Annotated in this window: 10 protein-coding genes; 9 read left to right on the top strand and 1 reads right to left on the bottom strand. The window is 40.1% G+C overall.

The annotated features are described in order from the left end of the window. Positions 1-74: 74 nt before the first annotated feature. From clpX to yihA, 4 genes are all read left to right on the top strand, one after another. On the top strand, positions 75-1,340 hold the full coding sequence (gene clpX, locus AC3WR0_RS02395) for an ATP-dependent protease ATP-binding subunit ClpX (RefSeq protein ID WP_027320183.1): 1,266 nt from the start codon (positions 75-77) through the stop codon (positions 1,338-1,340). A gap of 275 nt (positions 1,341-1,615) precedes the next feature. Next, positions 1,616-3,280 (top strand): ATP-dependent protease LonB, encoded by a 1,665-nt coding sequence (lonB, locus tag AC3WR0_RS02390; RefSeq protein WP_027320182.1) that lies wholly within the window; start codon positions 1,616-1,618, stop codon positions 3,278-3,280. Between the two features lie 242 nt (positions 3,281-3,522). Beyond that, the gene (gene lon, locus AC3WR0_RS02385) at positions 3,523-5,850 is read left to right on the top strand and encodes an endopeptidase La (RefSeq protein ID WP_492550816.1); all 2,328 of its coding nucleotides are present in this window, start codon (positions 3,523-3,525) and stop codon (positions 5,848-5,850) included. Beyond that, positions 5,847-6,428 carry a ribosome biogenesis GTP-binding protein YihA/YsxC gene (gene yihA, locus AC3WR0_RS02380; protein ID WP_492550815.1) on the top strand — a complete coding sequence of 194 codons (582 nt, stop codon included), beginning with the start codon at positions 5,847-5,849 and terminating at the stop codon, positions 6,426-6,428. The genes lon and yihA overlap by 4 nt, the downstream gene beginning before the upstream one ends. A 36-nt stretch (positions 6,429-6,464) precedes the next feature. Here yihA and AC3WR0_RS02375 read toward each other — a convergent pair whose 3' ends face one another. After that, positions 6,465-6,950 carry a LiaI-LiaF-like domain-containing protein gene (locus tag AC3WR0_RS02375; protein WP_492550814.1) on the bottom strand — a complete coding sequence of 162 codons (486 nt, stop codon included), beginning with the start codon at positions 6,948-6,950 and terminating at the stop codon, positions 6,465-6,467. Positions 6,951-7,173: 223 nt separating this feature from the next. On the opposite strand from AC3WR0_RS02375, the gene hemA reads away from it, so the two are divergent. Genes hemA through hemB form a run of 5 tightly spaced genes read left to right on the top strand, consistent with a single transcriptional unit; the run spans position 7,174 to position 12,086 of the window. Continuing rightward, positions 7,174-8,520 carry a glutamyl-tRNA reductase gene (gene hemA, locus AC3WR0_RS02370; RefSeq protein ID WP_492550813.1) on the top strand — a complete coding sequence of 449 codons (1,347 nt, stop codon included), beginning with the start codon at positions 7,174-7,176 and terminating at the stop codon, positions 8,518-8,520. 14 nt (positions 8,521-8,534) lie between these two features. After that, the gene (locus AC3WR0_RS02365; protein WP_492550812.1) at positions 8,535-9,368 is read left to right on the top strand and encodes a cytochrome C assembly family protein; all 834 of its coding nucleotides are present in this window, start codon (positions 8,535-8,537) and stop codon (positions 9,366-9,368) included. Positions 9,369-9,383: 15 nt separating this feature from the next. After that, a complete protein-coding gene (gene hemC, locus AC3WR0_RS02360; RefSeq protein ID WP_492550811.1) occupies positions 9,384-10,319 on the top strand; it encodes a hydroxymethylbilane synthase in 936 nt (311 codons plus the stop codon). Beyond that, positions 10,316-11,086, top strand: coding sequence for a uroporphyrinogen-III synthase (locus tag AC3WR0_RS02355; RefSeq protein ID WP_492550810.1), 771 nt, complete (start codon positions 10,316-10,318; stop codon positions 11,084-11,086). Before hemC ends, AC3WR0_RS02355 begins: the two co-directional genes overlap by 4 nt. Positions 11,087-11,108: 22 nt before the next feature. Next, a complete protein-coding gene (gene hemB, locus AC3WR0_RS02350) occupies positions 11,109-12,086 on the top strand; it encodes a porphobilinogen synthase (protein ID WP_492550809.1) in 978 nt (325 codons plus the stop codon). Positions 12,087-12,147 lie beyond the last annotated feature (61 nt).

Here is a 12,147-nt window from a genome sequence, read left to right as displayed (position 1 = left end):
CTCTTACTTCTATCCGTTTTGCTGGTGATCCGCAACTTTAAATATTGCTTAGACGTTTCCAAGGGGTGAAAGTATTGTTTAAATTTAATGATGAAAAAGGGCAATTAAAATGTTCATTCTGTGGCAAAACACAGGATCAAGTACGTAAATTAGTTGCCGGTCCAGGTGTTTATATATGTGACGAATGTATCGAACTCTGTACTGAAATAGTGGAAGAAGAACTAGGAACAGAGGAAGAAGTTGAATTTAAGGATGTTCCTAAACCAAAGGAAATCCGCGAAATTCTTGATGAATACGTTATCGGTCAGGAGCAGGCAAAAAAGTCGTTGTCTGTTGCCGTATATAATCACTACAAACGAATCAATTCCAACAGTAAAATTGATGATGTTGAATTATCCAAGAGTAACATTTGTATGATCGGACCAACTGGAAGCGGTAAAACACTTCTTGCCCAGACTCTTGCAAGAATTCTAAATGTACCGTTTGCAATTGCTGATGCTACTTCATTAACAGAGGCCGGCTATGTGGGTGAAGATGTTGAAAACATCTTATTGAAGCTAATTCAGTCTGCTGATTATGATGTAGAAAAAGCTGAAAAGGGTATTATTTATATTGATGAAATTGATAAAATTGCCCGCAAGTCTGAAAATCCTTCTATTACAAGAGATGTGTCCGGCGAAGGTGTTCAGCAGGCATTGCTTAAAATTCTTGAAGGTACAGTGGCCAGCGTTCCGCCGCAAGGAGGAAGAAAGCATCCACATCAGGAATTTATCCAAATTGATACTACAAATATTCTCTTTATTTGTGGCGGTGCCTTCGATGGCATCGAGCCAATTATAAAGCGCCGTTTAGGCCAGAAAATTATTGGTTTTGGTTCCGATACAAAGCAGCTGGATATTAGTCAAAAAGAACTTCTTTCTAAGGTTTTACCTGAAGACTTATTAAGATTTGGTCTGATTCCAGAATTCATCGGCCGTCTGCCGGTTATTGCAAGTCTCGAACAACTTGATGAAGATGCATTAATCGAAATTCTCACAAAGCCGAAAAACGCATTAGTTAAGCAATATCAGAAAATGCTTGAGCTAGATGACGTTGAATTGCAATTTGAAGAAGGTGCATTAAACGAAATCGCGAAGAAGGCTATTGAACGGAAGACCGGTGCCCGTGGACTACGTTCCATTATTGAAGGCATTATGCTTGATGTCATGTTTGACCTTCCGTCCCGCGACGATATCACAAAATGCATTATCACAAAAGAAACCGTTGTCGAAAACAGCATTCCAAAACTAGTTCTTGAAGATGGAACGGTTGTGGAAGAAGAAAGAAAAACTTCAGCTTAAAGAAAACCTATGCAGTACTGTGCCTTTTGGCAAGTTCGCAAAGAAGTTAGGCCTGGCAGAATGCCGGGCCTTTTTTAGCTAATCAGAATTTATATCCCTAAATTCTGAACGCATAAGTAAAACTAGGGCATCCGCCAAAGGGACTTGGCGAATGCCAAGTTTTTCTAACGCTTTTCTGAGTATGTTAAATGTTTCTGCCATTTTCTTGTTTATTCCAACTTCTGAAAGGAAATACTATCAAGTAATCAGAGTTATTTTTTTCAGGAGGGAATAGGATGAGTTGGACGGGGATTGCCTTATTTATACAGCTCTTCTTTGGCATTGTTATCGGGCTGTATTTTTGGAATTTATTAAGAGGCCAAAGAACACAAAAGATTTCCATTGATAAAGAATCGCGAAAAGAGATGGAGCAGCTGAAAAAAATGCGGTCCATTTCCTTGACAGAACCGTTGTCTGAAAAAGTAAGGCCTACCAGTTTTAATGATATAGTTGGACAAAGTGATGGCATAAAGGCACTGAAAGCTGCACTTTGCGGTCCTAACCCACAGCATGTCATTGTTTATGGACCGCCGGGAGTAGGAAAAACAGCTGCTGCGCGTCTTGTACTCGAAGAGGCGAAAAAAAATTCTAAATCTCCATTTAAAACTGCATCTGTTTTTGTTGAATTGGATGCTACAACCGCACGATTTGATGAAAGAGGAATTGCCGATCCATTAATAGGTTCTGTGCATGACCCCATTTATCAAGGTGCTGGTGCAATGGGACAGGCTGGAATACCACAGCCAAAGCAGGGAGCAGTAACCAATGCTCATGGCGGGGTTCTATTCATAGATGAAATTGGCGAACTTCATCCTATCCAAATGAACAAACTTTTAAAGGTACTGGAAGATCGAAAAGTGTATCTTGAGAGTGCATACTATCATGAAGAAAATGCTCAAATCCCGACACACATCCATGATATTTTTAAAAATGGCCTGCCTGCAGATTTTAGATTAATAGGGGCCACAACAAGGACACCGAATGAAATTCCGCCAGCTATTCGTTCTCGCTGTATGGAAGTCTTTTTCCGGGAATTATCTCAGGAAGAGATATCAGTTGTTGCTAAAAAGGCTGCAGATAAAATAGAGATGAAAATTTCAGAAAAAGGGTTAAATACTCTTTCAAACTATGCCAGAAATGGCCGTGAAGCAGTGAATATGGTTCAAACTGCAGCGGGTTTGGCTATTACAGAAGAAAAAAATTATATAAAAGATGAAGATATTGAATGGGTGATCCATTCAAGTCAATTAACACCTAGAATGGAAAGAAACATTAACGATATTCCATGCATTGGTCTGGTAAACGGCCTGGCCGTTTATGGTCCGAATTCAGGTGCACTTCTTGAAATTGAAGTAACAGTCATTCCGGTTCGGGATAATAAGGGTACAATCAACATTACAGGTATTGTAGATGAAGAAAGCATAGGCGGACAGGGAAAATCAATACGACGTAAAAGCATGGCCCGCGGTTCTATCGAAAATGTAATTACAGTCCTGCGGTCCATGGGTGTGCCGGCTGATGAATTTGATATACATGTTAATTTCCCTGGAGGGGTTCCAATTGATGGACCTTCCGCAGGAATTGCTATGGCAACTGGGATTTACTCTGCAATATATAAAATACCAGTGGATAATAGCGTAGCCATGACCGGTGAAATTAGCATTCATGGAAACGTAAAACCAATTGGCGGTGTTTATCCTAAAGTTAAGGCAGCTAAAAAAGCCGGTGCAAAAACAGTTATCATACCTGCTGAAAACATGCAGTCCATTTTAAATGAGATAACGGATATAAATATTGTCCCAGTATCAAATTTGTCAGAGGTTTTTGATATAGCACTTAATACGGATAAGGGGAAAATTATACCTGCTCCAATCGAGTTATCCAAAAAAGAAACCATTTAAAAATAAACTTCGGCTTTCCTCTTTTAACACTGGCGAGCCGGAGTTTCTCTTTTTGCGGAAAGTTAGTTTGACTAATCACAGGCAAGGCATAAAGAATGCTTTTTTTAGGATACTAATAATATCTATCAGCGGGCACTATTATTAGACACACTATTTTAAATAAGATAGAATTGTACAAAGAATCATCCTGCTTTAGAATTGGAATGGAAGTAATTTGAATTGCATTTGGAGGTGCAATATTTATGACGAAAGAGAAAGAAATGATCGTCCCCCTCCTGCCTCTTCGGGGCTTGCTAGTTTATCCGACAATGGTCCTTCATTTGGATGTTGGGCGTGAAAAATCTGTGCAGGCGCTTGAGAAAGCAATGGTAGATGACCATATGATCTTTTTGACTACACAAAAAGACATAACAATAGATGATCCATCAGAAGATGATTTGTATAAATTGGGGACCCTTACAAAGGTTAAGCAAATGCTTAAATTACCAAATGGTACTATCCGTGTTCTGGTAGAAGGGCTTAACAGAGCGGAGATTGTCTCTTTTTATGATGAAGGGGACCACTTTGCTGTCAGTCTCAAAACCTTTGAGGAGAGCCCGGAAAAAGATGTAGAAGATCAAGCATTAATGAGAACTATGCTGGATTATTTCGAGCAATACATAAAGATGTCGAAAAAGATTTCTGCTGAAACTTATTCATCGGTTGCAGATATAGAAGAGCCAGGCCGTATGGCTGACATCATCTCTTCTCATCTGCCCTTAAAGCTGAAGGAAAAGCAGGAGATTTTGGAGACTATAGATGCCAAAGAGAGAATGAACCGGGTAATTGATATTATTCATAATGAAAAAGAAGTTCTAAACCTGGAGAAAAAGATTGGTCAGAGAGTAAAGCGCTCTATGGAGCGTACGCAAAAGGAATATTATTTGCGCGAACAAATGAAAGCCATTCAGAAAGAACTGGGTGACAAAGAAGGCAAGACCGGTGAAATTGCTGATCTTACTGAAAAGATTGAGCTTGCCGGAATGCCTGAAAATGTAAAAAACACCGCTTTGAAAGAGCTGGACAGATATGAAAAGGTTCCAACAAGTTCAGCTGAAAGTGCAGTTATTCGAAATTATATCGAGTGGCTTGTATCCCTTCCATGGTCAAAGAAAACCGAGGACGATCTCGACATTTTACGCGCTGAGAAAATACTAAATGAGGATCATTATGGCCTTGAAAAGGTAAAGGAGCGTGTTCTTGAATATTTGGCAGTTCAAAAGCTGACTAATTCATTGAGAGGGCCCATTCTCTGCCTTGCGGGACCCCCCGGAGTTGGTAAAACAAGTCTGGCCAAATCAATTGCAGCTTCCCTTAACCGCAATTTTGTTCGGGTATCTCTTGGAGGAGTCAGAGATGAATCAGAAATAAGAGGACATAGAAGGACCTACGTTGGAGCAATGCCTGGACGTATAATCCAGGGAATGAAAAAGGCAGGTACTATTAACCCTGTGTTCCTTCTTGATGAAATAGATAAAATGTCCAATGATTTTCGTGGAGATCCTTCATCAGCGATGCTGGAGGTATTGGACCCGGAACAGAACTTTAACTTTAGTGACCATTATATAGAAGAACCTTATGATTTATCTAAGGTTATGTTCATAGCAACAGCAAACAATTTATCGACTATCCCTGGTCCTCTTTTAGACAGGATGGAAATTATCACAATTGCCGGCTACACGGAAATTGAGAAGGTCCATATTACACGCGATCATCTTTTACCAAAACAAATTAAGGAAAATGGTCTTTCCAAGGGAACCTTGCAGGTTCGTGATGATGCCATTCTTAAAGTGGTCCGCTACTATACCCGGGAAGCTGGGGTTAGAAGTCTTGAAAGACAAATGGCGACCATTTGCCGCAAAACGGCAAGAATTGTTGTTTCAGGAGAAAAGAAACGCGTTGTCGTAACGGAAAAAAATGTAGAAGAATTTTTGGGAAAAACAAAGTTCAGATATGGGCAGGCAGAACTCGAAGATCAGGTTGGAGTTGCCACAGGTCTTGCTTATACAACTGTAGGCGGAGATACACTCCAAATCGAGGTGTCTTTGTCACCGGGTAAAGGAAAGCTAGTTTTAACCGGTAAATTGGGAGATGTCATGAAGGAGTCAGCCCAGGCAGCATTCAGCTATATTCGCTCGAAAGCGGAAGAGCTGGGAATTGATCCTAACTTCCATGAAAAATTTGATATACACATACATGTTCCTGAAGGTGCCGTACCTAAAGATGGGCCTTCCGCCGGTATTACAATGGCAACAGCCCTTGTATCAGCTCTTTCAGGAAGAGCAATTCGCCGTGAAGTGGGAATGACAGGTGAAATTACGCTAAGAGGAAGAGTGCTTCCAATTGGCGGTTTAAAGGAAAAATCATTAAGTGCTCATCGTGCCGGTTTGACGAAGATTATTATTCCTAAGGACAATGAAAAGGATATTGATGATATTCCTGAAACAGTCCGAAATGAGCTGGAATTTGTTCTTGTATCTCATGTGGATGAGGTGCTGAAGCACGCGCTTACGGAAGGTGCAACTCAATGAAGGTAACAAGTTCGGAAATAGTTATAAGCGCAGTAAAGCCCGATCAGTATCCTGAAGGGGATATGCCAGAATTCGCATTGGCTGGAAGGTCCAATGTGGGAAAGTCCTCTTTTATTAATAAGATGCTGAATCGGAGGGGGCTGGCTCGGATTTCTTCCAAGCCTGGTAAGACTCAAACTTTAAATTTTTATATCATTAATGAAATTCTGCATTTTGTTGATGTTCCGGGATATGGATATGCCAAGGTTTCCAAATCAGAACGCGAGGCCTGGGGGAAGATGATTGAAACCTATTTAACAAAGAGGGAACAATTAAGGGCTGTTGTCCTGCTGATCGACCTTCGCCATCCTCCAACCCGTGATGATGTTACGATGTATGATTTTTTAAAGCATTATGAAATACCATGTGTTGTTATTGCGACTAAAGCAGACAAAATTCCCAAAGGTAAATGGCAAAAACATTTGAAAATTGTCAAAGAAACATTAGATTTGGATCCTAACGATCATCTTATTCATTTCTCATCTGAAACAGGTGAAGGAAAAGACAAGGCTTGGGGAATACTTGAAAGCTTTATGTAGGTTCGTAAAAAACGTCCGGACAATTTGTCCGGACGTTTATTTTTTCTTTATAAAAAGGAGAGAACCTCCAATAATTATGAGAACTGCCGGCCAGAATTTCCATGCTATAGAAACTCCATTTTGCAAGAGGCCAAAATAGGCTGCAATTTTATCATAGAATAATAGAAGGACTGAGAGAATTAGAAATAATATAGCCTGAAAGAGTCCTGTACCTGTTTTCTGATACCTTAAAAGAAAACCGAGAGCAATTATAAAAATAAAAGTTCCTATATGGTCAGGCCAGAAGGTCACTCGGTGAACAAGGTGAAAATGTAATCCAAAACCTGCCAGAATAACTCCTGGGAGAATAGCCTCGTAATCCTTTGCAAGATAACCTTGTCCTAAAAAGCCGATTCCTACGATGAGCAAAAGTGTCGGCCATGTATAAAACTGTTGAAATAATGTAATGCCGGATTGCTGCATAAAAAAGTATGCGCCAAAGCCTATTAAAATAATTCCAGGGAAAATTCTCTGATTTTTCATAAATACACCACTTCCAGAAAGGTTCACTTGAATCATTGCTTGTTTTTTGGTACTGTACTTAGGGAAGTATTTTGTCGACTTATCTGATGAATATTCTATTCATTTTAATATATTAACACACAGTTTCGTTTTCTGTTCACATTTTTTGGGCAAAATGCAATTATACACATGATATAATCAGACTAGTTAGGAATGAACATTTATTTGGGGGTGTCATTATTAAATGCATATTTTAGTGGTGGGTATTAACTATAAAACGGCCCCTGTAGAAATCCGTGAAAGGCTGACATTTAATCAGGCCGATCTTGGAAAAGCGACTGTTAATCTTAATGCGAAAAAGAGCATTCTTGAGAATGTTATTGTTTCTACCTGTAATCGTACGGAGATTTATGCAGTAGTTGATCAGCTGCATACAGGCCGTTACTATATAAAAGAATTTTTATCTGAATGGTTTAACATAGATCAGGACGAATTTTCGCCATTTCTTTTCATTTATGAGGAGGATGGGGCTGTCGAGCATTTATTTAAAGTAGCCTGCGGCTTAAATTCAATGGTTCTTGGGGAAACTCAGATCCTTGGCCAGGTCCGAGACAGCTTTTTGCTTTCTCAGAACGAAAAAACGACAGGAACCGTTTTTAACCACTTATTTAAACAGGCTATTACTCTTGCCAAGCGCGCTCACTCTGAAACAGATATCGGAGCTAATGCTGTTTCAGTCAGCTATGCGGCTGTTGAGCTTGCGAAAAAGATATTCGGTTCTCTTGAAAATAAGCATGTACTTATTTTTGGAGCAGGAAAAATGGGTGAACTTGCTGCTCAAAACCTCCATGGCAGCGGAGTAAGGAAGGTTACGGTTATCAACCGTACTTTTGAAAAAGCTGTAAGTCTTGCTGAAAAATTTGACGGCCAGGCGAGAACTTTGGAAGAACTCCAGGGAGCCTTGGCGGAAGCTGATATTCTAATTAGTTCAACAGGTTCAAAAGACCTTGTTATTACTAAAGATATGATGGCAAACGTAGAAAAGATGCGTAAAGGTAAGCCTCTTTTCATGGTTGACATTGCTGTCCCAAGAGATCTTGACCCAAATATTGCGGAGCTTGAAAACATCTTTTTATATGATATAGATGATTTGGAAGGCATTGTGGAAGCAAACCTTCAGGAGAGAAAGAAAGCTGCCCAAGAAATTATGTTAATGGCAGAAAAAGAAATTGTTGAATTTAAACAATGGATTGGAACACTAGGTGTTGTACCTGTTATTACAGCATTAAGGGAAAAAGCACTTGCTATTCAATCAGATACTATGGAAAGTATCGAACGTAAAATTCCAAATCTCTCCGACCGTGATCGGAAGGTTTTAAATAAGCATACCAAGAGCATTATTAACCAGCTTTTAAAAGATCCAATTCTCCAGGCGAAGGAATTGGCTGCGCGTCCGGACGCCGAGAACGCACTCGACTTATTCGTGAAAATATTTAATATTGAGGATCTTGTTGAAGAGCAGGCAAATACGAAAGCAGCCGAAACTGAAAAAGTTATCGTTCGAGCATCTCAGGCTTCCTTTCAGTCATAAGAGAGGTTAATCCGATGTATGACATTCAAATGACCCGCCTGCATGAGCTGACAGTAGTAATTTATGCCTTCAGTGTGCTGTTATATTTCTTTGATTTTATTCACCATAACCGGAAGGCAAACCGCATTGCCTTCTGGTTACTTGCATTTGTATGGGTTTTACAAACCGTATTTTTATTTTTTTATATGATGAAAACCGGAAGATTCCCGGTACTTACAATATTTGAAGGTCTTTACTTTTATGCCTGGGTCCTTGTTACCTTATCGCTGGGGATTAACCGCTTGTTAAGGGTTGACTTTATCGTCTTTTTTACTAATATACTAGGTTTTATAGTAATGGTTATTCATACTTTTGCTCCTGTTCAATACCAGTCGCATGTTATGGGTGAAAAGCTTGTCTCCGAACTGCTTCTGATTCATATTACAATGGCGATTCTTTCTTACGGTGCATTTTCGTTGTCCTCTGTGTTTTCTCTGCTTTATTTGATTCAGTATGATTTATTGAAGAGGAAAAAGTGGGGTAAGAGACTTATGCGCCTTGCAGACCTTAGCAAATTAGAGCAATTATCCTATATATTAGCCGTAATTGGTGTTCCCATGCTCATGCTTAGTCTTATTTTAGGGCTTCAATGGGCGATTCTTAAGGTTCCGGGAATGCCATGGTATGATATCAAAATAATAGGGTCTTTTATCGTTTTAACCGCTTACAGCATCTATCTTTATCTTAGAATTGCAAGGAATCTATCAGGAAAGTCAATTGCACTTTGGAACATTGGGTCTTTTCTAGTTGTATTAATTAACTTTTTCCTGCTTGGCAAATTATCTTCATTCCACTTTTGGTATTCGTAAACTTAGGAGGCAGTCATGAGAAAAATTATCGTCGGTTCCAGACGCAGTAAACTTGCTTTAACACAGACAAATTGGGTTATTGATCAGTTGAAAAAGCTTGGTGCTCCATTTGAATTTGAAGTAAAAGAAATTGTAACCAAAGGTGACCGCATCCTCGATGTGACGTTATCAAAAGTTGGCGGAAAAGGTTTATTTGTAAAGGAAATTGAACAGGCAATGTTAAATAAAGAAATTGATATGGCTGTTCATAGTATGAAGGATATGCCGGCTGTATTGCCAGAAGGCCTTACTATAGGATGCGTTCCTTTCCGTGAGGATCATCGTGATGCTTTGATTTCAAAAGGCCACTTACCTTTGAAGGACCTTAAGGAAGGTGCCATTATCGGAACTAGCAGTCTTCGCAGAAGTTCTCAGCTTCTTCTTAAGAGGCCTGACCTTGAAATTAAATGGATACGCGGAAATGTTGATACCCGCTTAAGCAAACTCCAGGATGAGGAGTACGACGCCATTATTCTTGCTGCTGCCGGCCTGTCACGCCTTGGCTGGACTTCTGACGTGGTTACTGAGTTCCTGGATGCTGAAACCTGCATTCCAGCTGTTGGTCAAGGGGCACTTTCGATTGAATGCCGTACAGATGATCAGGAGCTTCTTGATCTTTTTGAGAAATTTACATGTAAAAAGACAGAAAGAGCAGTAAGGGCTGAACGTGTATACTTAAATAAAATGGAGGGCGGCTGCCAGGTTCCAATTGCAGGATTCGCCCAAGTAGATGATAACGATGAAATCGTCATGACTGCTCTTGTTGCATCACCTGACGGCAAAGAGGTATACAAAGAAACTGTCCGTGGCACAGTTCCTGAAGAAGTTGGTGCAAAGGCTGCCGACTTATTGATAGAAAAAGGTGCGAAGAAACTTATTGAAAAGGTTAAACGGGAGCTTGATGGTGAATGATAAAACCATCGCCATTGCTTGATAAAAAAGTACTCGTACCAAGAGGAAAAAAGCAGGCGAAATCTTTTTCACAGCTAGTGGAGACATTCGGAGGGATTCCAATTGAAATCCCTCTTATTGCTTTTCGCCCAATACAGCCCAATGATGAGCTTGCAGCTGTCTTTAATAACTTAAAATCTTATAGCTGGATTATTTTCACCAGCAACACTACTGTGGATACATTTTTTTCGTTTCTTGCTAAAGATGAGATTAGCCACCTTCCCAAAATAGCAGTTATAGGCGAGAGAACACAAAAGGTATTGAAGGAAAAAGGAGTGGAAGTATCTTTCCTTCCTTCTGAATATGTTGCAGAAACCTTTGCAAAAGAATTTGTCTCTATTGTTAAAAAGGGTGAGAAAATTTTTATTCCGAAAGGTAATTTAGCTAGAGATGTCATTGCTGAGGAATTGAGAAGGTTTGGGGCTGTCGTCGAGGAGGCTATCGTTTATGAAACCTATCTTCCTGAAGAGAGCAGGTTAACATTAGCTGAATTGCTAAAACGGAATGAGTTGGACATCCTGATGTTTACCAGCCCGTCTACCGTGGACCATTTTATGTCGGTGGTGGAGGAAAACCATCTCCGGGATCAAATAAAAGAGTGTATGGTAGCTTGTATTGGGCCAGTTACGAAGGAAAAACTAAAGTCATACGGATTATTAGTCCATGCTTCTCCGAAGGTGTATACTGTAGAGGCAATGATTAACAGCATGGCTGAATATATTAATTAAATAATTTTTGGGGGTAGAAAATATGGAACTCCAATTTTCACGTCACCGCCGTTTGCGGAGCAGTGCAAGCATGCGCTCATTAATAAGAGAAAACCACCTCAGGACTGAAGACTTTATTTATCCTCTTTTTATTTTAGAAGGAGAGAAAACAAGAAATGAAGTAGCTTCAATGCCAGGGGTTTATCAAATATCTATGGATTATTTGCAGGAGGAAATGGATGAAATCGTTTCTCTTGGCATAAGGTCTGTTATTTTATTCGGCGTTCCTACCGAAAAAGATGAATGTGGTGGGGGGGCATTCCATGATCATGGTATTGTACAGGAGGCTACCCGTTTCATCAAGGAACGTTTCCCAGAAATAATTGTAGTGGCAGATACCTGCCTTTGCGAATACACAAGCCACGGTCACTGCGGTGTAGTTCAAGGTGACCGTGTTTTAAATGACGAGTCACTTGACTTGCTTGCAAAGACTGCGGTCAGCCAGGCAAAAGCTGGTGCAGATATTATTGCTCCTTCCAACATGATGGATGGTTTCGTTGCTGCCATCAGAGCAGGACTTGATGAAGCAGGCTTTGAGGAAGTCCCTATCATGTCTTACGCAGTTAAATACTCTTCTGCATTCTACGGACCCTTCCGTGATGCTGCAGACAGTACACCTCAATTCGGTGACCGAAAAACCTATCAGATGGATCCTGCAAATCGAATGGAAGCTTTCAGAGAAGCTGAATCGGATGTAGCAGAAGGCGCGGACTTCCTGATTGTTAAACCAGGAATGCCATATTTGGATATTGTTCGTGATATGAAAAACAATTTCAATCTCCCTGTTGTTACTTATAATGTTAGTGGGGAATATTCCATGGTAAAGGCTGCTGCACAAAACGGCTGGATCGATGAGAAAAAAATTGTTATGGAAATGCTCGTTGGCATGAAACGTGCAGGTGCTGATCTAATTATTACTTATCATGCAAAGGATGCAGCCCGCTGGTTAAAAGAAGAATAGGTAGTTTAAATAGGAAAGGAAAACTTTCCTATTACATAATAGGGCATAAGTGCAATCCCAG

It is taken from the genome of Neobacillus sp. FW104-15D2 (genome assembly GCF_058790155.1).
The sequence above is the reverse complement of the archived record's forward strand: the minus strand, read 5'-3'. Positions and strand labels throughout refer to the sequence as shown.